Below are 24,426 nucleotides of genomic sequence, written 5' to 3' on the forward strand. Positions count from 1 at the left end.
TAGCGAAGAGGTCACACCCGTTCCCATACCGAACACGGAAGTTAAGCTCTTCAGCGCCGATGGTAGTTGGGGGTTTCTCCCTGTGAGAGTAGGACGCCGCCAAGCTTGTCAAAGGATCAGTTCCAATCGGAACTGGTCTTTTTTGTGTTTTTGGGACGTTTGGCACCAGATAAATGTGGAAATAATATTGTTAGTTGAGCGATTATCTTGAAAAATCGATCGAAAAAATTTATAGTAAGATTAAAGTCAAATATAGTCAAAGTCAATGGAGGAGGAGGCGGAGTGGCACAAAATATTTCTGATATCATCGAGCAGTATTTGAAGGAAGTCTTGGATCAGAATGGTCGAGAAATATTAGAAATTAAACGCAATGAAATTGCAGATAAGTTTCAATGCGTACCTTCACAAATTAACTATGTTATCAATACACGCTTTACGAGCGAAAGAGGTTATATCGTCGAAAGTAAGCGTGGCGGCGGTGGCTATATCCGTATCATTAAAGTCAAAATGAATGATGAAGTCGATTTATTGAACAACATTATTTCCCAAATATATCATCGTTTATCACAGGCTGCATCTGATCATATCATCATGCGTCTTGTTGAGAACAACATTTTATCCGAAAGAGAAGCAAAGATGATGATTAGTGTCATGGACCGTTCTGTTTTACACATTGATTTACCTGAACGAGATGAACTGCGGGCTCGGATGATGAAAGCGATGTTAAATGCTTTGAAATTAAAGTAAAGCGGGTGAAAAGATTGATTTGTCAAGAATGCAATGAGAGACCAGCCACTTTTCACTTTACGAAAGTAATAAATGGAGAAAAACAAGAAATGCACATATGTGAACAATGTGCAAAAGAAAACAGTGATTCATATGCTATGAGTGGAAACCAAGGTTTCTCGATTCACAACTTATTATCAGGCTTATTGAATATTGATCCTAGCTTTACCACAAGTGCGAATAAAGGATCATCTATTTTTCAAGAGGCAAGAGAAGTGGATCAATGTCCTAAGTGTGGCTTAACTTTTCAGCAATTCAGGAAAACAGGCCGTTTTGGCTGTGCAGAATGTTATCGAACCTTTGATCAGTATTTAAATCCTGTTTTAAGGAAAGTCCATAGTGGAAATACAGTCCATAACGGAAAAGTCCCTAAACGGATTGCCGGCAGTCTGCATGTTCGCCGGAAACTTGAGTTAATGCAGCAAGAACTGAAGCAGCTGATTGAACAGGAAGAGTTTGAAAAAGCAGCGGAAGTTCGAGATCAAATTCGTGCATTAGAGCATGAGCAATCTCAGCAGAGGGAGGGAGATTAACGACATGTCGCTCCAGCATTTTATTCAAGACGCATTAAGTCAATGGATGAAACAGAAAGGACCAGAAAGTGACATTGTTCTAAGCAGTCGTATTCGGCTGGCACGCAATCTAGAGCATGTTCGTTTCCCAACTCAGTTTTCTCAAGAGGAGGCTGAAGCTGTTCTTCAGCAATTCGAGCAAAAGTTTGCGAGCCAGGAAGTGAAGGACATTGGAAACTTTGTTCTGATTCGAATGAATGACACGCAGCCTTTGGCTAAAAGGGTACTTGTTGAAAAGCATTTGATTAGCCCCAATTTAGCAGAATCAAGATTTGGTGGCTGTTTGCTTTCAGAAAATGAAGAAATCAGTGTCATGCTGAATGAGGAAGACCATATTCGTATTCAATGCTTGTTCCCAGGATTTCAGCTGGCTAATGCACTAAAAGCAGCTAACCAAATAGATGACTGGATTGAAGAGCAAGTGGATTATGCGTTTTCTGAAAAGCGAGGATACTTAACGAGCTGTCCGACCAATGTAGGTACAGGTATTAGGGCTTCAGTCATGATGCACTTACCAGCATTAGCCCTGACAAGACAAATGAATCGCATTATTCCTGCAATTAATCAATTAGGTCTTGTGGTCAGAGGAATTTATGGTGAGGGTAGCGAAGCAATAGGAAACATCTTTCAAATTTCAAATCAAATGACACTGGGTCAATCAGAAGAAGATATTGTAGATGACTTGAATAGTGTGACGGCACAGCTCATTGAACAAGAGCGATCTGCACGTAAGGCATTATATCAGACGTCTAAAATTGAACTTGAAGACAGAGTGTACCGTTCCTTGGGGATTTTGGCTAATTGTCGCATGATTGAATCTAAGGAAACGGCTAAGTGTTTGTCAGATGTGCGACTTGGAATTGATTTAGGTATCATTAAGGGGCTTTCAAGTAATATACTGAATGAACTCATGATTTTGACACAGCCTGGCTTCCTTCAGCAATATTCAGGAGGAGCCTTGGAACCAAATGAAAGAGATATAAAACGAGCAGCAATTATCAGAGAAAGGCTGCGCTTAGAAATGCATAGGAATGGACAGGAGGATGAAACGATATGATGTTTGGAAGATTCACTGAAAGAGCTCAAAAGGTATTAGCACTTGCACAAGAAGAAGCCATTCGCCTAGGCCATAAGAACATCGGAACAGAGCATATTTTACTTGGTCTTGTACGTGAAGGTGAGGGCATCGCCGCAAAAGCATTAGAAGCACTGGGCCTTGTTTCAGATAAAATCCAAAAAGAAGTCGAGAGCTTGATTGGAAGAGGGCAAGAGGTGTCTCAAGCTATTCCTCATTACACACCTAGAGCGAAGAAGGTTACGGAGCTTTCTATGGATGAAGCGAGAAAGCTTGGTCATTCCTATGTAGGGACAGAACATATTCTTTTAGGTCTTATTCGTGAGGGAGAGGGTGTAGCTGCCCGTGTCTTAAATAACCTCGGAGTGAGCTTAAATAAAGCACGCCAGCAAGTATTGCAGCTTCTAGGCAGCAATGAAACGGGTGCATCTGCGGCAGGATCTAATAGCAATGCCAATACACCAACTTTGGATAGCTTGGCAAGAGACTTAACGGCTATTGCGAAAGAAGACAGTTTGGACCCTGTGATTGGCCGTAGCAAAGAAATTCAGCGTGTCATTGAGGTCCTAAGTAGAAGAACAAAGAATAACCCTGTCTTGATTGGAGAGCCTGGTGTTGGTAAAACAGCGATCGCAGAAGGCCTCGCACAGCAAATTATTCACAACGAAGTGCCTGAAATTTTGCGTGATAAACGAGTCATGACACTTGATATGGGAACCGTTGTAGCGGGAACGAAATATCGTGGTGAATTCGAGGATCGTTTGAAAAAAGTCATGGACGAAATCCGTCAGGCTGGAAATATCATTCTCTTCATTGATGAGCTTCATACACTGATTGGTGCAGGAGGAGCAGAGGGTGCGATTGATGCCTCTAATATTCTAAAACCATCTTTAGCACGTGGTGAGCTTCAATGTATCGGGGCAACAACGTTAGATGAGTACCGTAAATATATTGAAAAAGATGCTGCACTTGAACGTCGATTCCAGCCAATTCAAGTGGACCAGCCATCTGTTGATGAAAGTATTCAAATTTTAAGAGGGCTTAGAGACCGTTATGAAGCACATCACCGTGTGTCTATTACAGATGAAGCCATTGAGGCGGCGGTAAAACTTTCTGATCGTTATATCTCTGATCGTTTCCTTCCAGATAAGGCGATTGACTTAATTGATGAGGCGGGTTCAAAAGTTCGCTTACGTTCTTTCACAACACCGCCTAATCTAAAGGAACTTGAGCAAAAGCTGGATGAAGTACGCAAGGAAAAGGATGCAGCTGTTCAAAGTCAAGAATTTGAAAAAGCCGCTTCTCTTCGTGATACTGAGCAGCGATTGCGTGAAAAGGTAGAAGTGACGAAGAAATCTTGGAAAGAAAAGCAGGGACAAGAGAATTCAGAGGTATCTGTTGATGATATCGCAATGGTTGTTTCTAGCTGGACGGGAGTACCTGTTTCAAAAATTGCTCAAACAGAAACAGATAAGCTTCTAAACATGGAACAATTGCTCCACTCTCGCGTCATTGGACAGGATGAAGCAGTTGTTGCTGTTGCAAAAGCTGTAAGACGTGCCCGTGCTGGACTAAAAGATCCGAAACGTCCGATAGGCTCCTTTATTTTCTTAGGGCCAACAGGTGTTGGTAAGACTGAGCTTGCAAGAGCACTCGCTGAGTCTATCTTCGGTGATGAAGAAGCGATGATTCGTATTGATATGTCTGAGTACATGGAAAAACACTCGACTTCAAGACTTGTTGGATCACCTCCAGGCTATGTGGGCTATGATGAGGGCGGTCAGCTGACTGAAAAAGTGAGAAGAAAGCCGTATTCTGTCGTGCTTCTAGATGAGATTGAAAAGGCGCACCCTGATGTGTTTAACATCTTACTTCAAGTGTTAGAAGATGGTCGTCTCACTGATTCTAAAGGTCGTACTGTTGACTTTAGAAATACGATTTTGATTATGACTTCAAACGTTGGAGCTAGTGAGCTGAAGCGCAATAAATATGTTGGCTTTAACGTGCAGGATGAAAGTCAAAATTACAAAGATATGAAAGGCAAAGTAATGGGTGAGCTGAAACGTGCGTTTAGACCGGAGTTCATCAACCGTATTGATGAAATCATTGTCTTCCACTCACTCGAAAAGAAACATCTAAAAGAGATTGTGTCTCTCATGTCTGATCAATTGACAAAACGACTAAAAGAGCAGGACCTTTCAATTGAATTGACGGAAGCAGCAAAAGCCAAGATTGCCGACGAAGGTGTAGATCTTGAGTATGGTGCTCGTCCGTTAAGAAGAGCGATTCAAAAGCACGTCGAGGATCGACTTTCTGAGGAATTGCTGAAAGGCAATATTGAAAAAGGCCAACATATCGTATTAGATGTAGAAGATGGAGAAATTGTCGTAAAAGCAACGGCTGCTACGAACTAATATAGTAAGAAAAAAGTGTGAGGCATACCAGTAAGTTGGATGCCTCCCTTTACTTATTTTCTGACCAGTATAAGGAGTTGTATTCTTCAATCTATGGCTAAGTCAAAATCAAAATTTATATGCCAATCGTGCGGTTATGAGTCAGCCAAATGGATGGGGAAATGTCCCGGCTGCGGCACTTGGAACAGTATGACAGAAGAGGTCGTTCGTAAAGAGCCGGCAAATCGTCGAAGTGCGTTTAATCATTCTGTTCAAACCATTCAAAAACCTTCACCTATATCTGCAATTGAAACATCCGAAGAACCCCGAATTAAAACGAATTTAGAAGAATTTAACCGAGTATTAGGAAGTGGAATTGTCAAAGGTTCACTCGTTCTTATTGGCGGTGATCCTGGGATTGGGAAGTCCACACTATTATTACAAGTTTCAGCACAGCTATCAGATCAAAATCAGAATGTGTTATACATATCTGGTGAGGAATCAATCAAACAAACGAAGCTTAGGGCGGACCGTCTCGGTATTGAAAGTGCCTCTTTACATGTTTTGGCTGAAACCGATATGGAGTATATAACGTCTGCTATACAAGAGATGAAACCCGCTTTTGTTGTGGTCGATTCAATTCAAACCGTTTATCAAAGCGATATCACGTCAGCTCCTGGGTCTGTTTCTCAGGTGAGGGAATGTACTGCTCAGCTGATGAAAATTGCCAAGACGAATGGTATTCCTATTTTTATCGTTGGTCACGTGACGAAGGAGGGCTCGATTGCTGGGCCGCGCCTTTTAGAGCATATGGTAGATACAGTTCTTTATTTTGAAGGGGAGCGTCATCATACGTTTCGTATTTTACGGGCAGTGAAAAACCGTTTTGGTTCAACGAATGAATTAGGAATTTTTGAAATGAGAGAGGAAGGGCTCACAGAGGTATTAAACCCATCAGAAATCTTCTTAGAAGAGCGGTCAGCAGGTGTATCTGGATCGTGTGTTGTTGCCTCAATGGAAGGAACAAGACCTGTTCTAGTGGAGATACAAGCACTTATTTCACCGACGAGCTTTGGGAATCCACGGAGAATGGCTACTGGCCTTGATCATAACCGAGTGTCATTGCTTATGGCCGTTTTAGAAAAACGGGTAGGGCTGCTGCTGCAAAACCAAGATGCCTATTTAAAGGTCGCAGGTGGTGTGAAACTTGATGAACCAGCGATTGACTTGGCTATTGCCGTTAGTATTGCATCAAGCTTTAAAGATGCAGCGCCGCATCAAGCAGATTGCTTTATAGGAGAAGTGGGTCTGACGGGAGAAGTCAGAAGAGTATCAAGAATTGAACAGCGTGTGCAGGAAGCTGCTAAACTAGGATTTAAGCGAATGTTTATTCCTCAGGCGAATATAGATGGATGGAAAAAACCGAGAGGGATTGAGTTAGTCGGTGTAGAAAATGTAGCAGAGGCACTTCGTATTTCACTAGGGGGATCATAGAAATGGAAAAAGAGAAAAAAGGAGCGAGAGAAGTCGATCTCTTAGATATTGTCCAGTTTGTGGCACCGGGGACACCCCTGCGGGCAGGGATTGAAAACGTCCTAAGAGCCAATACTGGAGGGCTCATTGTTGTTGGTTATAACGATAAAGTGAAAAGTGTGGTAGATGGAGGATTTCATATTAATTCTGCATTCTCCCCAGCACATTTATATGAATTGGCGAAGATGGATGGGGCGATTATTTTAAGTGACTCTGGTCAAAAAATCTTGTATGCGAATACACAGCTCATGCCGGATGCAACCATTCATTCATCAGAAACAGGCATGAGACACCGAACGGCTGAACGTGTAGCAAAGCAGACAGGCTGCTTAATCATTGCCATTTCTGAACGTCGGAACGTCATTACCTTATACCAAGGGAATCGACGATATACGCTGAAAGATATTGGTTTTATTTTGACGAAGGCCAACCAAGCGATACAAACACTTGAGAAATATAAAACCATTTTAGATCATGCCATTTCTGCGTTAAGCGCCTTAGAATTTGAAGAGCTTGTGACCTTTGGTGATGTATTATCCGTGCTGCATCGTTATGAAATGGTACTTAGAATCAAAAATGAAATCAATATGTATATCAAAGAGCTTGGGACAGAAGGACACTTGATCCGTCTGCAAGTCAATGAGCTGATTACAGATATGGAGCAGGAAGCGGCTTTATTTATTAAAGATTACGTGAAAGAAAAGATCAAAGATCCATATGTGCTGCTGAAACAGCTCCAAGATATGTCGAGCTTTGAACTTTTAGATGACTCTATTTTGTACAAGTTACTCGGCTATCCAGCATCTACAAATATTGACGAATATGTGTACACAAGAGGATACAGATTACTTCATAAAATCCCTAGATTGCCTATGCCGATCGTTGAAAACGTGGTCGAAGCATTTGGTGTGCTAGATCGAATTATGGAAGCAGATGTACAAGATTTGGATGAAGTAGAAGGAATTGGAGAAGTAAGAGCGAAAAAGATAAAAAAAGGATTAAAAAGACTGCAAGAAAAACATTATATCGACCGTCAGCTATAAAAAGAGAAATTTTTCTTAAATACGGTTAAAAATGGATGAATATGGGTATATTAATGATGGTTTTGTTTTCTGTTCATGATGATAGGAAACTTAAGCATATATCAATGTCAGATGAAGGTGGATTGACAGATGAAAAATAAAGGAGGTGAAGGTATGTTAAAAAGAATCGTTCAGGCGTTTTTTATCATTTTCGGTGCAGTTGTAGGGATTTTTATCATTCCAGAGTTATTTCTGCTGTTAAATGTGAAGGACATACCTTTCATAACAAATGCTTACTCTTCAGCACTAATAGGAGCCGCTGTGTTCTTTATCATTGGTAAATGGTGCACAGGCTATGTGGTTAATTGGGTGAAATGGATCGAGGATTCTCTATTGAAGGCGCCTCTTCCTGATCTTATATCTGGAAGTTTCGGTTTAGTATTTGGACTTATTCTAGCATATCTTATTGTAAACGTGATCCCGCTAAACAATATCCCATATCATATTTTTGGTACCATTATTCCGATTTTCCTGGCTTTCTTTTTAGGATACCTTGGATTTCAGGTAGGGTTTAAGAAGAAGGATGAAATGATGGGGCTGTTCTCTCGATCTGCAAAGGTCACAAAGAAAAAAGGAGCAGCTGATGATGAACCTGAAATAGAAGATAAAAAGCTGAAAATTTTAGACACAAGTGTTATCATTGATGGAAGAATCGCAGATATTTGTCAAACTGGATTCCTAGAAGGTGTGATGGTCATTCCTCAATTTGTACTTGAGGAATTACAGCATATTGCCGACTCTTCTGATGTATTAAAGAGAAATAGAGGCCGAAGAGGTCTTGATATTTTAAATCGTATCCAAAAAGAACTGGATATTAAAGTTGAAATTTACGAAGGTGACTTTGAAGATATTCAAGAGGTTGACAGCAAGCTTGTGAAACTCGCTAAGTTAACTTCAGGTGTTGTTGTGACAAATGATTTTAATTTAAATAAAGTATGCGAACTTCAAAAAGTAGCAGTGTTAAACATCAATGATCTAGCCAATGCAGTCAAACCGGTTGTACTGCCTGGGGAAGAAATGAAGGTACAGGTCATCAAAGATGGGAAAGAGCATAACCAAGGTGTTGCTTACTTAGATGACGGTACGATGATTGTGGTCGAAGAAGGACGCAATTATATTGGAAAAGACATTGATGTGCTCGTCACGAGTGTGCTGCAAACTGCTGCTGGAAGAATGATTTTTGCGAAGCCAAAACTTCTGGAGAAGGCGCTCTAAAGGGAGAACGAACATGTATTATGAAGTAGTTATTCCGGCTGCGGGGCAGGGGAAGCGAATGAAGGCCGGCCGCAATAAACTTTTTATTGAATTGAAAAGAATGCCGGTCATCATCCACACACTGAAGGTGTTTGACGCTCATTCACAATGCAGACGCATGATCTTAGCGATCAATGAAGAAGAGCGTCGTGACTTTGAAAGGCTACTGAAGGTACACGCTTTTCAAACGCCTGTTTCACTTGTCACTGGCGGTGAAGAACGGCAGCAAAGTGTATACGAAGGATTGAAGGCTGTGCAAGATGCGGACATCGTGCTTGTTCATGATGGCGCAAGGCCTTTTATTAAGCATACACAGATTGACTTGCTCGTTAAAGCAGCGATTGAAAAAGGCTCCGCAGTCGTAGCGGTACCAGTGAAAGACACAATCAAACGCGTTCAAGAAGGCAAAGTGGAACAAACCATTGAACGTCAGAGCTTGTGGGCAGTCCAGACCCCACAAGCTTTTCGTCATTCTATTTTAAAAGAAGCGCATGAACATGCGGAGCGGACAGGCTTTCTTGGAACAGATGACGCCAGTCTTGTGGAACAATTACACGGTGAGAGTGTGTATATTGTCCAAGGAGACTATACCAATATTAAACTGACAACACCGGATGATTTATTGGTTGCCAAGGCAATTATGGATGCGGAAAGAGGGTACTAGAACATGTTTAGAATAGGACAAGGTTTTGATGTACATCAATTAACAGAGGGAAGACCTCTTATTATTGGCGGTGTGACGATCCCTTATGAAAAGGGTCTACTTGGGCATTCAGATGCGGATGTACTGCTTCATACTGTGGCGGATGCCTGCCTAGGTGCGATTGCAGAAGGAGATATCGGCAGACATTTCCCAGACACGGATCCGGAGTTTAAAGATGCAGACTCTTTTAAATTACTTCAGCACGTGTGGGCGCTTGTAAAAGAAAAAGGCTATACACTGGTGAATATCGATTGCACGATCATGGCGCAAAAACCAAAGATGGCACCATACATTCAGCCAATGTGTGAGAAAATCGCAGAAGCCCTTGAGGCAGATGTCACACAGGTGAATGTCAAAGCAACAACGACAGAGAAACTTGGATTTACAGGAAGAGGCGAAGGAATTGCCTCTCAAGCAACCGTACTTCTTCAGAAAAAGTAAAATCCGTTTTGATGAGAATGGGTTTTGATGATAAAATACGTTTATAAAAAATTGGTGTCAGACAACATGATGCAGATGAAAGGAAGTTAAACTCATGGGAAATGAAGTGCGTGTTCGTTATGCACCGAGTCCAACTGGTCATTTACATATTGGGAATGCTAGAACGGCTCTTTTCAACTATTTGTTCGCACGCAGCCAAGGCGGCAAATTTATTATTCGAATCGAGGATACGGATCAAAAGCGTAATGTAGAAGGCGGAGAAGAAAGCCAGCTTCGCCATTTGCAGTGGCTCGGGATTGATTGGGACGAGAGCATTGATAAAGATGGGGGCTACGGTCCTTACAGACAATCAGAGCGTAATGATATTTACAAAAAATATTATGACGAGCTGCTAGAGAAAGACTTGGCGTATAAGTGCTATTGTACGGCTGAAGAACTAGAAGAAGAGCGTGAAGCACAAATTGCCCGCAGTGAAATGCCTCGATACTCTGGTAAATGCAGTCATTTATCAAAAGAAGAAGAGGACAAGCTGATTGCTGAAGGAAGAGAGCCAAGCATCCGCTTCCGAGTGCCTAAAGGAGAGATCATCAAATTTGATGATATGGTCAAAGGCGAGATTTCATTTGAAACAGACGGCATCGGTGACTTTGTCATTGTGAAGAAAGATGGTACGCCAACGTATAACTTCGCTGTAGCAGTGGATGATCATTTGATGAAAATGACTCACATTCTTCGTGGTGAGGATCACATCTCGAATACACCTAAACAAATTATGGTCTTCAATGCATTTGGCTGGGATGTTCCGCTGTTCGGACATATGACGCTGATTGTAAACGAGAACCGCAAGAAATTAAGCAAGCGTGATGAATCAATTATCCAGTTCATCGAACAGTATAAGAACTTGGGCTATTTACCAGAAGCTTTGTTTAACTTCATTGCACTACTTGGGTGGTCTCCAGTTGGTGAAGAGGAACTATTTACAAAAGAGCAGTTCATCGATATTTTCGATGTCAATCGACTTTCTAAGTCACCAGCTCTCTTCGATATGCATAAACTAAAATGGGTGAATAACCAATACGTAAAAGCACTTGATCTTGATCAAGTTGTGGCTCTTACACTTCCACATCTTCAAAAGGCAGGCAAGGTAAGCGAGCAGCTGTCAGAAGAAGAAAACACGTGGGTGCGCAAACTCATTTCTCTATACCACGAGCAATTGAGCTACGGAGCAGAAATTGTTGAGTTAACAGAGTTGTTCTTTAAGGAACAAATTGAGTATAATCAAGAGGCAAAGGAAGTTCTTGCAGAAGAGCAAGTACCAGAAGTGATGGCTTCGTTTGCAGGTCAGCTTGAACGTCTAGAGTCTTTCACACCTGATGAAATCAAAGCTGCCATTAAAGCGGTACAAAAAGAAACAGGGCATAAAGGCAAGAAACTATTCATGCCAATTCGTGTGGCTGTCACAGGACAAACGCATGGCCCAGAGCTTCCGCAAAGTATTGAACTACTAGGTAAAGAGACGGTATTAAACCGCATTAAACAAATATAAGGAAAATCGTTGCGAGGGAGAAGTACAATGTTTTCGCCTATCACAGAAAGAGTCTTCACCGGCTGAAAGAGACTTATGGGCAGACGTTGGAAATGCACCCTCAAGACCCTTGAGGAACACGTATGTTAGTATGCAAGGGCGGTACCCTCCGTTATGGGATGAAGTTGAGAAGGCTGCGAAATGAGGGCTTTCTAAACAGAGTGGAACCGCGTTTTCAAAACGTCTCTGTCATATGGCAGAGGCGTTTTTTATTTGTCCAAAAAAGAGAGCAAGTCCTAAGAGAGATTGATGGGGAAGAACGGGGGGAGCATGTGTTTTTCAAAATGCTGAAAGAAGATATTGATACTGTGTTTGATCAAGATCCTGCTGCTAGAAGCTATCTTGAAGTAGTGCTAACCTATTCAGGGCTTCATGCGATTTGGGCTCATCGTGTTGCGCATGCATTTTACAAGCGTAAGCTGTATTTTCTTGCGCGGATCATTTCTCAGGTCAGCCGGTTTTTCACAGGGGTTGAGATTCACCCAGCAGCAACCATCGGCCGGCGGTTCTTTATTGATCACGGCATGGGCGTCGTGATTGGGGAAACATGTGAAATTGGCGATAACGTCACTGTTTTCCAAGGCGTGACATTAGGGGGAACAGGGAAAGAAAAGGGAAAGCGGCATCCAACTATTTTGGACGATGCGCTGATTGCGACTGGTGCTAAGGTGCTCGGTTCTATTACCGTAGGAAAAGGGTCCAAGATTGGTGCGGGGTCTGTTGTGTTAAAAGACGTACCAGACCATTCTACTGTTGTAGGTATACCTGGGCGAGTGGTCGTTCAAAATGGAAAGAAAATCAATCGTGATCTCAATCATCAAGATTTGCCAGATCCAGTTTCTGATCGTTTCAAAGAATTGGAGCGAGAAATGGAAAAGCTAAAACGTGAGCTGGCTTCATTGAGCAGAAAGGAAGAACAATCATGACAATCAATATTTATAATACATTGACACGTAAGAAGGAAGAGTTTGTCCCACTTGAACCAGGAAAGGTCAAGATGTATGTGTGCGGACCAACCGTGTATAACTACATTCACATCGGGAATGCAAGACCTGCCATTGTATATGACACGGTACGTAAGTATTTAGAATATAGCGGCTATGATGTGAATTTCGTATCCAACTTTACTGATGTGGATGATAAACTCATCAAAGCAGCAAATGAATTAGGCGAAGATGTCCCAACGATTGCTGATCGATTTATCCAAGCATACTTTGAGGACGTCAGTGCATTAGGCTGCAAAAAAGCAGACCTTCACCCGCGAGTGACAGAAAATATGGATGATATCATTGCGTTTATCGCCACATTGATTGAAAAAGGCTACGCCTATGAAGCAGATGGTGACGTGTATTACAGCACACGCTCATTTGAAGGCTACGGAAAACTGTCTCACCAATCGATTGATGAATTAAAGACAGGTGCCCGTATTCGTGTAGGTGAAAAGAAAAGGGATGCACTCGACTTTGCATTATGGAAGGCCGCAAAGGATCAGGAGATTTCTTGGGATAGCCCGTGGGGCGAAGGGCGTCCAGGCTGGCACATCGAGTGCTCTGCGATGGTCAAAAAATATTTAGGCGATACGATTGACATTCATGCTGGCGGACAGGATTTAACGTTCCCTCACCACGAGAATGAGATTGCTCAATCTGAGGCTTTGACAGGAAAACCTTTTGCGAAGTATTGGATGCATAACGGGTATATTAATATTGAGAATGAAAAAATGTCAAAATCACTTGGGAACTTTGTGCTCGTACATGACATTATTAAAGAACAAGATCCAGATGTGCTTCGTTTCTTTATGCTGTCGGTTCACTATCGTCATCCAATCAATTACTCCATTGACTTATTGGAAAGTACAAAGAGTGCATTTAACAGACTCAAAACATCCTATTCAAATCTACATCATCGCCTTGAGAGCAGTACCAATTTAACAGAGGATAACACTGAATGGCTGACAAAGATTGAAGAGCAGCGAGCGACATTTATTTCTGAAATGAATGATGACTTCAATACGGCAAATGCCATCTCTGTTTTATTTGAACTAGCGAAACAAGCGAATTACTATATGGAAACTGATCATACTTCCGAGGAAGTGATCAAGGCATTTATTGGCTTGTTCCAAGAAATCACATCCGTCCTCGGCTTCTCACTAGAAGAAAAGCACACGCTTGACGAAGAGGTAGAAGCATTAATTGAGAAGCGGAATGAAGCTAGAAGGAATCGTGACTTCGCATTGTCTGATCAAATTCGTAATCAGCTAAAGAGCATGAATATTGTATTGGAGGACACTCCTCAAGGTACGCGCTGGAAAAGAGGAGAATAGGTCATGTTGAATTTTGAAAAGCTGAAAGACGGAAAACAGTTGAACGGGCTTGCGCTTGCTTATATGGGTGATGCCATTTTTGAAGTATACGTGAGGCATCACCTCCTCCAAACGGGGGCGACCAAACCGAATGAGCTTCATAAACGTGCAAGTAAGATCGTTTCAGCTAAATCTCAGGCCGCTATTTTATTTGAGCTTCAGCAGAAGGGCTTTTTCACAGAAGCGGAAGAAGCGGTGCTGAAAAGAGGAAGAAATGCAAAATCAGGCACAGTGCCTAAAAACACAGACGTTCAAACGTATCGTTATAGTACAGCGTTTGAAGCGCTCATGGGTTATTTATTTATCGAGAAGCAGGACGAACGCTTAGAAGAGTTGATTAGTCAGGCGATTGAAATCGGAACGTCAGGGAGGAAGACAAATGAGTCAGCAACATGATTATGTGATTGGGAAAAATGCAGTGATTGAAACACTGAAGTCAGATCGGGAGTTATACAAGCTCTGGATGGCAGAAAACACTGTAAAAGGACAAGCCCAGCAGGTCATTGAACTCGCGAAAAAGCAAAATATCACCATTCAGTATGTTCCGAGGAAAAAGCTTGATCAGATGGTAACAGGTCAGCACCAGGGAATCGTTGCACAAGTAGCAGCATATGAATATGCAGAATTGGACGATCTGTATCAAATTGCTGAAAAGCGGAATGAACAACCATTTTTCATCATCTTAGATGAAATTGAAGATCCGCACAATTTAGGGTCGATCATGCGTACGGCCGATGCTGTTGGTGCACATGGAATCGTCATTCCAAAACGACGAGCGGTAGGCTTGACGACAACTGTTGCGAAAGCATCTACTGGAGCCATTGAACATATCCCGGTCGCAAAAGTAACCAATCTTTCCAGAGCTCTTGATGAAATGAAAGAAAGAGGAATTTGGGTCGCAGGAACAGATGCATCTGCGAAGCAGGACTACAGACAATTTGATGGCACGATGCCTCTCGCTCTTGTCATTGGCAGTGAAGGAAAAGGAATTGGCCGATTGATTAAGGAAAAATGTGATTTCTTGATTAAATTGCCAATGGCCGGGAAGGTCACTTCATTAAATGCATCAGTTGCCGCTAGTCTATTGATGTATGAAGTGTATCGAAAACGTTATCCGTTAGGAGAATAGAGATGGACATCCTCTTAGTCGATGGATACAACATGATAGGTGCATGGCCTCGTTTGCAGCACTTAAAAGAAAACAGCTTTGAAGAAGCCAGAGACGTGCTGATTCAACATTTAGCAGAATATCAAGCATATACAGGGTATCGAGTCATTGTCGTATTCGATGCCCATATGGTCAAAGGAATCGAAAAGAAGCGGACAAACCACCGAGTAGAGGTCATCTTTACAAGAGAAAATGAAACGGCTGATGAGCGGATTGAAAAACTGGCACAAGACTTGAATAACATTCGGACGCAAATTCATGTGGCGACCTCTGATTATACAGAACAATGGGCAATTTTTGGACAGGGTGCACTTCGTAAGTCAGCACGTGAGCTCTTAAGAGAGATAGAAGTGATTGAACGAAAGATTGAAACACGTGTCAAAAAGATTACTTCTGATAAACCAGCATCCAAAATTGAATTGTCAGAAGATGTATTGAAAACGTTTGAAAAATGGCGGCGGGGAAACTTGGAATAGCTTGACGATATTTCAACCATTATTGTATAATATTTCTATCTAGGTGCGGTCGGGGGGATCGAAGTGAATCTAAACAACAGCAAGGGTAAGTCCATCAGAGAGCAATTTTGCCAGTTGGAAGATGAACAAGTCATTGAAAGGGTTCATGTCGGAGATAGTGATGCGCTAGATTATTTAATAACGAAATACCGCAATTTTGTACGTGCGAAAGCAAGATCTTATTTCTTGATTGGAGCGGATCGAGAGGACATTGTCCAAGAGGGGATGATCGGACTTTATAAGTCTATCCGCGATTTCAGAGAGGACAAGCTTACTTCATTTAAGGCTTTTGCAGAATTATGTATTACCCGCCAAATTATCACCGCAATTAAAACAGCTACTCGCCAAAAACATATCCCGTTAAATTCCTATGTATCATTAGACAAGCCGATATACGATGAAGAATCGGACAGAACATTATTGGACGTCATTTCCGGTGCTAAAGCGCTTAACCCAGAAGATTTAATCATTAGCAAAGAAGAATTTGATGATATTGAAATGAAAATGGGTGAATTACTAAGCGAGCTGGAAAGAAAGGTACTTGTGCTTTATCTTGATGGCAGGTCCTATCAGGAGATTTCTGAAGATTTAAACCGTCATGTGAAATCAATTGATAACGCACTCCAAAGAGTAAAGAGAAAGTTAGAGAAATATTTAGAGCTGCGCGAGATCAGTCTCTAATCAAACCTATATTGACAGCTTTTTCGACACTGTGATAAGGTACTAAGGAAATGATGTCGAGAAAATAGGTGTAAATATGAGGAAAAAGATTACTCTAGCCTGTAAAGACTGCGGAAGCCGCAATTATACGACAATGAAAAGTGTTGCTTCAGCAGCTGAAAGATTAGAAGTTAAGAAATATTGCAAGACTTGTAATTCACATAAAACACATTTAGAAACGAAGTAGGATTTGCGTTCTTTAATCTGTGGAGGTCTTTTACATGCGTATTATCAGTTTCTTAAAAAGTGTCGGGAAAGAAATGAAAAAGGTCAGCTGGCCAAAGAAAAACGAAATGGTCCGCTACACGATCACTGTTATTTTAACAGTCGTATTTTTTGCCATCTTTTTCTCTTTTCTTGATATAGGAATCTCACAATTAATCGAATTAATTCATTAATACTTGAATAATGGTCTGCTGAACGTGCTATAATAGATCATAATATGACTTGCCAAAAAACCCGTTTTACGGGTTTTTTCAATTGCTTGAAAATATTTACCGGTACTCGAGATTCGTCAAATAGACATTACGAAATGTGGGGAGGGAAGGACTAAATAGTCCTGAACGAAAATGGAAAAGAATTGGTATGTTGTGCATACGTACTCTGGCTATGAAAACAAAGTGAAAGCAAACTTGGAAAAGCGTGTTGAATCAATGGGCATGCAGGATAAAATTTTCCGCGTTGTTGTACCAGAAGAAGAAGAAACGGACATTAAAAACGGTAAGAAAAAAGTAGTGAAAAAGAAAGTATTCCCTGGATATGTGCTAGTAGAAATCGTCATGACTGACGATTCTTGGTATGTCGTTCGTAATACACCAGGTGTGACAGGATTCGTTGGATCAGCTGGATCAGGCTCTAAGCCGACAGCGTTATTACCTGGCGAAGCAGAAACCATTCTGAAGAGAATGGGACTTGAAGAGCGCAAGACAGAAATCGACTTTGAACTAAAAGAAACAGTCAAGGTCATCGATGGACCATTTGCTAACTTCACAGGCTCTATCGAAGAGATTGATTATGATAAAAGCAAAGTCAAAGTATTCGTTAATATGTTTGGTAGAGAAACTCCTGTGGAACTTGAGTTCACACAGATCGATAAATTGTAATTTAAAAGAGCTTGAAATGAGTGTATAGAAGTGGTAATATAGCAAAGGTACGTCTTGAGTTCGCTCAAGATCGCTAGCTAGTTATTTCGTCATTCATATAAAGAATGAAGTTGTTGAGTGGGAGGGGGATTCCCCTATTACCACATCACGGACTTTAAGGAGGTGTGTCTCGTGGCTAAAAAAGTAGTAAAAGTTGTTAAATTGCAAATTCCTGCTGGAAAAGCTAACCCAGCTCCACCAGTTGGACCTGCACTAGGTCAAGCCGGTGTTAATATCATGGGATTCTGTAAGGAGTTTAACGCTCGTACAGCTGACCAAGCTGGTCTTATCATTCCTGTTGAAATTTCGGTTTTTGAAGACCGTTCATTTACATTTATTACTAAAACTCCACCTGCTGCAGTTTTACTTAAAAAAGCAGCTGGTATTGAGTCTGGTTCTGGTGAACCTAACCGTAATAAAGTGGCAACTGTTAAGCGTGATAAAGTACGCGAAATCGCGGAAACAAAAATGCCTGACTTAAACGCTGCTAGCGTTGAATCAGCTATGCGCATGGTTGAAGGTACTGCACGCAGTATGGGTATTGTCATCGAAGATTAATTTTTTGTCTTGTTGGGTTGCGAGTTTGGTTTTGACAAGTTCGCAACCCTTATTCGTGGGAGGTTATTCCGCTAAAACCACATAAGGAGGATTTTTATAATGGCTAAAAAAGGTAAAAAGTATGTAGAAGCTGCTAAGCTAATCGAACGTACTAAAGCGTATGATGTAGCTGAAGCTGTTTCTCTTACAAAAAAAGCAAATACAGCGAAATTTGATGCGACTGTAGAAGTTGCTTTTCGTTTGGGCGTAGACCCTCGTAAAAACGATCAACAAATCCGCGGTGCAGTTGTACTTCCTAACGGAACTGGTAAAACTCAACGCGTTCTTGTGTTCGCTAAAGGCGAAAAAGCAAAAGAAGCAGAAGCTGCTGGAGCAGACTACGTTGGAGATTCTGATTACATCACTAAAATCCAACAAGGCTGGTTCGAATTCGATGTAATCGTTGCGACACCTGACATGATGGGTGAAGTTGGTAAGATCGGTCGTGTACTTGGACCAAAAGGTCTTATGCCAAACCCTAAAACAGGAACTGTAACTTTCGAAGTTGAAAAAGCAATCAATGAAATCAAAGCTGGTAAAGTAGAATACCGCGTTGATAAAGCTGGTAACATCCACGCGCCAATCGGAAAGGTTTCTTTCGAGGACGAAAAGCTTGTTGAGAACTTTGCAACAATCTATGACACAATCCTTAAAGCAAAACCTGCAGCGGCTAAAGGTGTATACGTGAAAAACGTTTCTGTTACATCTACTATGGGCCCTGGCGTGAAAGTGGACCCATCTTCTTTCTCTGCAAAATAATTCTTGACTTGTCACAACCGTTTTGGTAATATCAAAATGTTGTAAAATAGAATAATCATTTATACCGTAGACAGCAGGGGCCTTATGGCTTAATTAACCCGCCGAGGTGTATATGTCACAGTCTTACGTTAACGTATGCTTGTATATACAGCCTCCATGTCTTAATGGAGGCTTTTTATATGGAGAACCGTTCGTTAGGAACGTGATGGCCTGATCGGTATAAGTGTTACACAAAGAATGTACAGGAGGTGTAACCATGAGCAATGCAATCGATACTAAAAAAGTTGTCGTTGATGAAATTACTTCTAAATTTAAAGACAGTTTGTCTACTGTAATCGTAGATTACCGCGGTCTTTCAGTTTCTGAAGTGACTGAACTTCGTAAACAGCTTCGTGATGCTGGCGTAGAATTCAAAGTTTACAAAAATACTTTGACTCGCCGTGCAGTTGAACAAGTTGAACTAACGGGTTTAAACGATTTCTTAACAGGTCCAAACGCTATCGCATTCAGTAACGAAGATGTTATCGCACCTGCGAAAATCATCAACGAATTTGCGAAAAGCCACGAAGCTTTAGAAATCAAAGCTGGTGTTATCGAAGGAAACGTAGCGACTGTAGAAGAAGTGAAGGCTCTTGCGGAACTTCCGTCTCGCGAAGGCTTACTTTCTATGTTGCTTAGCGTTCTTCAAGCTCCAGTTCGTAACCTTGCTCTTGCTACTAAAGCAGTTGCAGATCAAAAAGAAGAACAAGGCGCTTAATGCGTACTTGACGTAAAAAACTTAAAAATGGAGGAATTACAAATGGCTTTAAATATCGAAGAAATCATTGCTTCAGTTAAAGAAGCAACTGTACTTGAGTTAAACGACTTAGTAAAAGCAATCGAAGAAGAATTTGGCGTAACTGCTGCTGCTCCTGTAGCTGTAGCTGCTGGTGGCGGTGCTGCTGCTGAAGAAAAAACTGATTTTGATCTAGTACTTGCTGGTGCTGGAGACCAAAAAATCAAAGTTATCAAAGTGGTTCGTGAAATCACTGGTCTTGGCTTGAAAGAAGCTAAAGAACTTGTTGACAACACTCCAAAACCACTTAAAGAAGGTATTGCTAAAGAAGAAGCTGAAGAACTTAAAGCTAAGCTTGAAGAAGTTGGCGCTTCTGTAGAAGTTAAGTAATCTTCGCCTAACCTTTTGGGAAAGCTCGCTTTTACTGGCGGGCTTTTTCTTTTCTTATCTCCTGAAACGATTGAATCCAGAGGAGGTCCATTCACCATGAGTGACCACTATTATACGGAAAAGCCATCAGTGAAAAGCAATAAACAGACATGGGACTTCACCTTGAGAAACCGTAGCTTTACTTTTACAAGTGACAGTGGAGTGTTTTCTAAGAAAGAAGTCGACTATGGTTCGAGGCTTTTAATTGAAGCTTTTGAAGAACCTGACTTGGATGGCGACGTCTTAGATGTCGGTTGCGGTTATGGACCGATCGGCTTATCGTTAGCAAACGAAATGACAGGCCGCACCATTCATATGATTGATGTGAACGAAAGAGCAGTCGAACTTTCAAAGGAAAACGCTAAGCATAATCGCATTGATAATGTCCGCATCTATCAAAGTGATTTGTTCTCGAATGTTCATTCATCAGCTGCTTTTGCCTCTATACTGACCAATCCCCCAATACGGGCAGGGAAGAAAGTAGTACATGCGATCTTTGAAAAAAGTGCTGATCATTTATTGCCGGAAGGTGAGTTGTGGGTGGTTATTCAGAAAAAACAAGGTGGACCATCTGCGATTGAGAAATTAGAGCAGCTTTTTGGAGAAGTGACGGTCGTTATGAAAAAAAAGGGCTACTATATTATCAAAGCTAAAAAAGTTTGACGCAGTTTCCTAGCTGTGTTAACATTATAAAATGCCAATGTGTATATTTTGCTTGATAGGTTTAAAAAACAACTATTTTGTATAAATTATGCATACTTGGGAAAACTAATAAAATCGGTATTTGTTTTTGGATGTGGTTTTCTTATTTTAGAAACCCTTTTTTCTTTTGTCTTGTAAAAGTATTTCTTTACTGACATTTGAAAGACAGAAATACTTTTTACACATATAATACGCATGATTTGAGGGGTGAATCAGTTGACAGGTCAACTAGTTCAGTATGGACGACACCGCCAGCGCAGAAGCTACGCACGCATAAGCGAAGTGTTAGAATTACCAAATCTCATTGAAATTCAAACCTCTTCTTATCAGTGGTTTCTTGATGAGGGTCTTAGAGAGATGTTTCAAGATATATCCCCAATTGAGGATTTTACTGGTAACCTTTCTCTTGAATTCATTGATTACAGCCTAGGGGATCCTAAGTATCCTGTAGCAGAATCAAAAGAACGTGATGTAACTTACTCTGCTCCACTAAGAGTAAAAGTTCGTTTAATTAACAAAGAAACTGGAGAAGTAAAAGACCAAGATGTGTTTATGGGTGATTTCCCAATCATGACAGACACAGGTACTTTTATCATTAATGGTGCGGAACGTGTAATCGTTTCTCAGTTAGTACGTTCTCCAAGTGTATATTTCAGTGGTAAAGTAGACAAAAACGGTAAAAAAGGTTTTACTGCGACTGTCATTCCAAACCGTGGCGCATGGTTAGAATACGAAACTGATGCGAAGGATGTAGTCTATGTACGCATCGATCGCACACGTAAGTTGCCGGTTACGGTTCTTTTGCGTGCTCTCGGCTTCAGCTCTGATCAAGAGATACTTGACCTCATTGGCGAGAATGAATACTTACGCAACACGTTGGAAAAAGACAATACAGAGAATGCTGATAAAGCACTTCTCGAAATCTACGAGCGTCTTCGTCCCGGAGAGCCGCCAACTGTTGAAAATGCGAAAAGCTTGCTAGACTCTCGCTTCTTTGATCCGAAGAGATATGACTTAGCAAATGTTGGACGCTACAAGATTAATAAGAAGCTTCATATTAAAAATAGACTATTCAATCAAAAATTGGCTGAAACGCTAGTTGATCCTGAAACAGGTGAAATCCTAGCAGAAAAAGGTCAAATTTTAGATAGAAGAGTGCTTGATAAAGTTCTTCCATACTTAGAAAACGGCATCGGATTTAGAAAGCTTTATCCAAACGGTGGCGTAGTAGAGGATGAAGTAGAACTTCAATCTATCAAGATTTATGCACCAACTGATCAAGAAGGCGAGCAAGTGATCAACGTGATTGGTAATGCATATGTAGAGGAAGCTGTGAAGAACATCACGCCTTCTGACATCATTGCTTCAATCAGTTACTTCTTTAACCTACTTCATGGAGTAGGCGACACAGATGATATCGATCACCTTGGTAACCGTCGTCTGCGTTCTGTAGGTGAACTTCTGCAAAACCAATTCCGTATTGGTTTAAGCAGAATGGAGCGTGTTGTTCGTGAAAGAATGTCGATTCAAGACACGAACACGATCACACCTCAGCAGCTGATCAACATCCGTCCTGTGATCGCTTCTATCAAAGAGTTCTTTGGTAGCTCTCAGCTTTCTCAGTTCATGGATCAAACAAACCCGCTTGCTGAATTGACACACAAACGTCGTCTATCAGCGCTTGGACCGGGTGGTTTGACACGTGAGCGTGCAGGAATGGAAGTTCGTGACGTTCACTATTCTCACTATGGTCGTATGTGTCCGATTGAAACACCAGAGGGTCCAAACATTGGTTTGATCAACTCTCTATCTTCATTTGCGAAAGTGAATCGCTTCGGATTTATCGAAACACCTTACCGTCGGGTTGATCCTGAAACAGGTAAAGTGACGCCGAGAATCGATTACTTAACGGCTGATGAAGAGGATAATTACGTAGTAGCACAAGCGAACGCTATATTAGGTGAAGATGGTTCGTTTATTGATGATAATATCATTGCTCGTTTCAGAGGGGAAAACACCGTTGTTCCTCGAAACCGCGTTGACTACATGGACGTTTCGCCGAAGCAGGTTGTTTCTGCAGCGACAGCATGTATCCCATTCTTAGAAAACGATGACTCTAACCGCGCTCTAATGGGAGCGAACATGCAACGTCAGGCTGTGCCTTTGATGCAGCCGGAATCACCGATTGTTGGTACAGGTATGGAGTATGTATCAGGTAAAGACTCTGGTGCTGCTGTGATCTGCCGTTACCCAGGTGTTGTAGAACGTGTTGAAGCGAAGAATATTTGGGTTCGCCGTTATGAAGACGTTGACGGACAACAAGTCAAAGGAAACCTAGACAAATACAGCTTGCTGAAATTTGTCCGCTCTAACCAAGGGACTTGCTACAACCAGCGCCCAATTGTAAGTGTTGGAGATGAAGTCGTCAAAGGAGAAATCCTTGCAGACGGTCCTTCTATGGAAAAAGGTGAATTGGCTCTAGGACGTAACGTCATGGTCGGCTTCATGACTTGGGACGGTTACAACTATGAGGATGCGATCATTATGAGTGAGCGCCTTGTAAAAGATGACGTCTACACTTCTATTCATATTGAAGAATATGAATCAGAAGCTCGTGATACAAAGCTTGGACCAGAAGAAATTACGCGTGATATTCCAAATGTTGGGGAAGATGCATTACGCAACCTTGACGAGCGTGGAATTATCCGTATTGGTGCAGAAGTAAAAGACGGAGACCTTCTTGTCGGGAAAGTAACGCCTAAAGGTGTAACAGAACTAACAGCTGAAGAACGTCTATTACATGCAATCTTTGGTGAAAAGGCTCGTGAAGTACGTGATACGTCTCTACGTGTACCACACGGCGGCGGCGGAATCATCCACGATGTCAAAGTCTTTAACCGTGAAGATGGAGATGAATTACCACCAGGTGTTAACCAGTTAGTCCGTGTATACATCGTTCAGAAGCGTAAAATTTCTGAAGGTGACAAAATGGCCGGACGACATGGTAACAAAGGGGTTATCTCCAAAATCCTTCCAGAAGAAGATATGCCGTATCTTCCAGATGGAACACCGATTGATATCATGTTAAACCCTCTAGGGGTACCATCTCGTATGAATATCGGTCAGGTACTTGAGCTTCATATGGGTATGGCTGCACGTTACCTAGGCATCCACATTGCGTCACCAGTATTTGATGGTGCGCGTGAGGAAGATGTTTGGGAAACGCTTGAAGAAGCAGGTATGTCCCGTGATGCGAAAACAGTCCTTTATGACGGTCGAACTGGTGAACCATTCGATAACCGTGTATCAGTGGGAATCATGTACATGATCAAACTGGCTCACATGGTTGACGATAAACTTCACGCACGTTCAACTGGACCATACTCACTTGTTACGCAGCAGCCACTGGGCGGTAAAGCACAGTTTGGTGGACAGCGTTTCGGAGAGATGGAAGTATGGGCACTTGAAGCTTACGGTGCAGCATATACACTTCAAGAAATCTTAACTGTAAAATCGGATGACGTTGTGGGTCGTGTGAAAACATACGAAGCGATCGTCAAAGGGGATAACGTACCTGAACCAGGTGTCCCTGAATCATTCAAAGTATTAATTAAAGAACTTCAAAGTTTAGGTATGGATGTGAAAATCCTATCTGGCGATGAAGAAGAGATAGAAATGAGAGATTTAGAAGACGATGAGGAAACGAAGAAAGCAGACGGATTAGCGTTATCTAATGACGAAGATGCTGCAGACCTCGCACCTGTCGATCTTGAACGTGACGCAGTCACAAAAGAATAGCAGAAACGATTAGAGCAAGTGACTAGGGTATAACC

General features: G+C 41.6%; 25 protein-coding genes, 1 rRNA gene and 2 other annotated features. All 26 genes read left to right on the plus strand.

Annotated elements, in window-relative coordinates:
• Positions 1-105 (plus strand): 5S ribosomal RNA (gene rrf, locus FXF70_RS17860); the annotation flags it as partial.
• Positions 106-282: 177 nt separating this feature from the next.
• Complete coding sequence (locus FXF70_RS17865; RefSeq protein WP_003217184.1) at positions 283-747, plus strand: CtsR family transcriptional regulator; 465 nt, start codon at positions 283-285, stop codon at positions 745-747.
• A gap of 14 nt (positions 748-761) precedes the next feature.
• Positions 762-1,319, plus strand: coding sequence for a protein-arginine kinase activator protein McsA (mcsA, locus tag FXF70_RS17870; RefSeq protein WP_007496258.1), 558 nt, complete (start codon positions 762-764; stop codon positions 1,317-1,319).
• A gap of 4 nt (positions 1,320-1,323) precedes the next feature.
• Entirely contained in the window at positions 1,324-2,415 is a 1,092-nt protein-coding gene (gene mcsB / locus FXF70_RS17875) for a protein-arginine kinase McsB (protein WP_008345444.1), read from the plus strand.
• Positions 2,412-4,847, plus strand: coding sequence for an ATP-dependent protease ATP-binding subunit ClpC (clpC, locus tag FXF70_RS17880; RefSeq protein ID WP_007496263.1), 2,436 nt, complete (start codon positions 2,412-2,414; stop codon positions 4,845-4,847). Before mcsB ends, clpC begins: the two co-directional genes overlap by 4 nt.
• A 93-nt stretch (positions 4,848-4,940) precedes the next feature.
• Complete coding sequence (gene radA, locus FXF70_RS17885) at positions 4,941-6,320, plus strand: DNA repair protein RadA (protein ID WP_017359160.1); 1,380 nt, start codon at positions 4,941-4,943, stop codon at positions 6,318-6,320.
• Positions 6,321-6,322: 2 nt separating this feature from the next.
• Positions 6,323-7,402: a DNA integrity scanning diadenylate cyclase DisA gene (gene disA / locus FXF70_RS17890; protein ID WP_007496267.1), complete on the plus strand. Its 1,080-nt coding sequence runs from the start codon at positions 6,323-6,325 to the stop codon at positions 7,400-7,402.
• Positions 7,403-7,555: 153 nt separating this feature from the next.
• The gene (locus FXF70_RS17895; protein ID WP_003217214.1) at positions 7,556-8,656 is read left to right on the plus strand and encodes a PIN/TRAM domain-containing protein; all 1,101 of its coding nucleotides are present in this window, start codon (positions 7,556-7,558) and stop codon (positions 8,654-8,656) included.
• Between the two features lie 13 nt (positions 8,657-8,669).
• Complete coding sequence (ispD, locus tag FXF70_RS17900) at positions 8,670-9,359, plus strand: 2-C-methyl-D-erythritol 4-phosphate cytidylyltransferase (protein ID WP_008345432.1); 690 nt, start codon at positions 8,670-8,672, stop codon at positions 9,357-9,359.
• A 3-nt stretch (positions 9,360-9,362) separates the two neighbouring features.
• On the plus strand, positions 9,363-9,839 hold the full coding sequence (ispF, locus tag FXF70_RS17905) for a 2-C-methyl-D-erythritol 2,4-cyclodiphosphate synthase (RefSeq protein WP_007496273.1): 477 nt from the start codon (positions 9,363-9,365) through the stop codon (positions 9,837-9,839).
• 94 nt (positions 9,840-9,933) lie between these two features.
• Complete coding sequence (gene gltX / locus FXF70_RS17910; RefSeq protein ID WP_035391581.1) at positions 9,934-11,385, plus strand: glutamate--tRNA ligase; 1,452 nt, start codon at positions 9,934-9,936, stop codon at positions 11,383-11,385.
• Positions 11,386-11,615 (plus strand) — a binding site (T-box leader).
• A gap of 81 nt (positions 11,616-11,696) precedes the next feature.
• Positions 11,697-12,350, plus strand: coding sequence for a serine O-acetyltransferase (gene cysE, locus FXF70_RS17915; protein WP_017366453.1), 654 nt, complete (start codon positions 11,697-11,699; stop codon positions 12,348-12,350).
• Complete coding sequence (gene cysS, locus FXF70_RS17920; RefSeq protein WP_025206613.1) at positions 12,347-13,747, plus strand: cysteine--tRNA ligase; 1,401 nt, start codon at positions 12,347-12,349, stop codon at positions 13,745-13,747. Before cysE ends, cysS begins: the two co-directional genes overlap by 4 nt.
• Before the next feature lie 3 nt (positions 13,748-13,750).
• Positions 13,751-14,182, plus strand: a complete 432-nt coding sequence (locus tag FXF70_RS17925; protein ID WP_008345428.1) for a Mini-ribonuclease 3 — start codon at positions 13,751-13,753, stop codon at positions 14,180-14,182.
• Positions 14,166-14,915, plus strand: coding sequence for a 23S rRNA (guanosine(2251)-2'-O)-methyltransferase RlmB (rlmB, locus tag FXF70_RS17930; protein ID WP_017359163.1), 750 nt, complete (start codon positions 14,166-14,168; stop codon positions 14,913-14,915). Before FXF70_RS17925 ends, rlmB begins: the two co-directional genes overlap by 17 nt.
• A gap of 2 nt (positions 14,916-14,917) precedes the next feature.
• A complete protein-coding gene (rae1, locus tag FXF70_RS17935) occupies positions 14,918-15,430 on the plus strand; it encodes a ribosome-dependent mRNA decay endonuclease Rae1/YacP (protein WP_007496285.1) in 513 nt (170 codons plus the stop codon).
• A 63-nt stretch (positions 15,431-15,493) separates the two neighbouring features.
• Complete coding sequence (gene sigH / locus FXF70_RS17940; protein WP_008345424.1) at positions 15,494-16,150, plus strand: RNA polymerase sporulation sigma factor SigH; 657 nt, start codon at positions 15,494-15,496, stop codon at positions 16,148-16,150.
• Between the two features lie 76 nt (positions 16,151-16,226).
• Positions 16,227-16,376, plus strand: coding sequence for a 50S ribosomal protein L33 (gene rpmG, locus FXF70_RS17945; RefSeq protein WP_008356502.1), 150 nt, complete (start codon positions 16,227-16,229; stop codon positions 16,374-16,376).
• A gap of 34 nt (positions 16,377-16,410) precedes the next feature.
• Entirely contained in the window at positions 16,411-16,587 is a 177-nt protein-coding gene (gene secE, locus FXF70_RS17950) for a preprotein translocase subunit SecE (protein WP_008345422.1), read from the plus strand.
• A 171-nt stretch (positions 16,588-16,758) separates the two neighbouring features.
• Positions 16,759-17,292: a transcription termination/antitermination protein NusG gene (gene nusG / locus FXF70_RS17955; protein WP_003217197.1), complete on the plus strand. Its 534-nt coding sequence runs from the start codon at positions 16,759-16,761 to the stop codon at positions 17,290-17,292.
• Positions 17,293-17,463: 171 nt separating this feature from the next.
• On the plus strand, positions 17,464-17,889 hold the full coding sequence (gene rplK, locus FXF70_RS17960; RefSeq protein WP_003216956.1) for a 50S ribosomal protein L11: 426 nt from the start codon (positions 17,464-17,466) through the stop codon (positions 17,887-17,889).
• Positions 17,890-17,988: 99 nt separating this feature from the next.
• Entirely contained in the window at positions 17,989-18,687 is a 699-nt protein-coding gene (gene rplA, locus FXF70_RS17965) for a 50S ribosomal protein L1 (RefSeq protein WP_007496292.1), read from the plus strand.
• A gap of 46 nt (positions 18,688-18,733) precedes the next feature.
• Positions 18,734-18,874: a sequence feature (ribosomal protein L10 leader region), on the plus strand.
• Between the two features lie 69 nt (positions 18,875-18,943).
• Positions 18,944-19,444 (plus strand): 50S ribosomal protein L10, encoded by a 501-nt coding sequence (gene rplJ / locus FXF70_RS17970; RefSeq protein WP_007496293.1) that lies wholly within the window; start codon positions 18,944-18,946, stop codon positions 19,442-19,444.
• 42 nt (positions 19,445-19,486) lie between these two features.
• Positions 19,487-19,852 (plus strand): 50S ribosomal protein L7/L12, encoded by a 366-nt coding sequence (gene rplL / locus FXF70_RS17975; RefSeq protein ID WP_008345418.1) that lies wholly within the window; start codon positions 19,487-19,489, stop codon positions 19,850-19,852.
• 96 nt (positions 19,853-19,948) lie between these two features.
• On the plus strand, positions 19,949-20,554 hold the full coding sequence (locus FXF70_RS17980) for a class I SAM-dependent methyltransferase (protein ID WP_007496296.1): 606 nt from the start codon (positions 19,949-19,951) through the stop codon (positions 20,552-20,554).
• Between the two features lie 255 nt (positions 20,555-20,809).
• The gene (gene rpoB / locus FXF70_RS17985) at positions 20,810-24,391 is read left to right on the plus strand and encodes a DNA-directed RNA polymerase subunit beta (RefSeq protein ID WP_007496297.1); all 3,582 of its coding nucleotides are present in this window, start codon (positions 20,810-20,812) and stop codon (positions 24,389-24,391) included.
• Positions 24,392-24,426 lie beyond the last annotated feature (35 nt).

The sequence above is a fragment of the Bacillus sp. Y3 genome (assembly GCF_008123875.1).
GTDB lineage: Bacteria > Bacillota > Bacilli > Bacillales > Bacillaceae > Bacillus > Bacillus altitudinis.

Bases quoted from the DNA above. Each gene is read 5' to 3' on its own strand.
- mcsB (WP_008345444.1), top strand. From the start codon at position 1,324: ATGTCGCTCCAGCATTTTATTCAAGACGCATTAAGTCAATGGATGAAA.
- clpC (WP_007496263.1), top strand. From the start codon at position 2,412: ATGATGTTTGGAAGATTCACTGAAAGAGCTCAAAAGGTATTAGCACTT.
- radA (WP_017359160.1), top strand. From the start codon at position 4,941: ATGGCTAAGTCAAAATCAAAATTTATATGCCAATCGTGCGGTTATGAG.
- disA (WP_007496267.1), top strand. From the start codon at position 6,323: ATGGAAAAAGAGAAAAAAGGAGCGAGAGAAGTCGATCTCTTAGATATT.
- FXF70_RS17895 (WP_003217214.1), top strand. From the start codon at position 7,556: ATGTTAAAAAGAATCGTTCAGGCGTTTTTTATCATTTTCGGTGCAGTT.
- ispD (WP_008345432.1), top strand. From the start codon at position 8,670: ATGTATTATGAAGTAGTTATTCCGGCTGCGGGGCAGGGGAAGCGAATG.
- ispF (WP_007496273.1), top strand. From the start codon at position 9,363: ATGTTTAGAATAGGACAAGGTTTTGATGTACATCAATTAACAGAGGGA.
- gltX (WP_035391581.1), top strand. From the start codon at position 9,934: ATGGGAAATGAAGTGCGTGTTCGTTATGCACCGAGTCCAACTGGTCAT.
- cysS (WP_025206613.1), top strand. From the start codon at position 12,347: ATGACAATCAATATTTATAATACATTGACACGTAAGAAGGAAGAGTTT.
- FXF70_RS17925 (WP_008345428.1), top strand. From the start codon at position 13,751: ATGTTGAATTTTGAAAAGCTGAAAGACGGAAAACAGTTGAACGGGCTT.
- rlmB (WP_017359163.1), top strand. From the start codon at position 14,166: ATGAGTCAGCAACATGATTATGTGATTGGGAAAAATGCAGTGATTGAA.
- rae1 (WP_007496285.1), top strand. From the start codon at position 14,918: ATGGACATCCTCTTAGTCGATGGATACAACATGATAGGTGCATGGCCT.
- rpmG (WP_008356502.1), top strand. From the start codon at position 16,227: ATGAGGAAAAAGATTACTCTAGCCTGTAAAGACTGCGGAAGCCGCAAT.
- secE (WP_008345422.1), top strand. From the start codon at position 16,411: ATGCGTATTATCAGTTTCTTAAAAAGTGTCGGGAAAGAAATGAAAAAG.
- nusG (WP_003217197.1), top strand. From the start codon at position 16,759: ATGGAAAAGAATTGGTATGTTGTGCATACGTACTCTGGCTATGAAAAC.
- rplA (WP_007496292.1), top strand. From the start codon at position 17,989: ATGGCTAAAAAAGGTAAAAAGTATGTAGAAGCTGCTAAGCTAATCGAA.
- rplJ (WP_007496293.1), top strand. From the start codon at position 18,944: ATGAGCAATGCAATCGATACTAAAAAAGTTGTCGTTGATGAAATTACT.
- rplL (WP_008345418.1), top strand. From the start codon at position 19,487: ATGGCTTTAAATATCGAAGAAATCATTGCTTCAGTTAAAGAAGCAACT.
- FXF70_RS17980 (WP_007496296.1), top strand. From the start codon at position 19,949: ATGAGTGACCACTATTATACGGAAAAGCCATCAGTGAAAAGCAATAAA.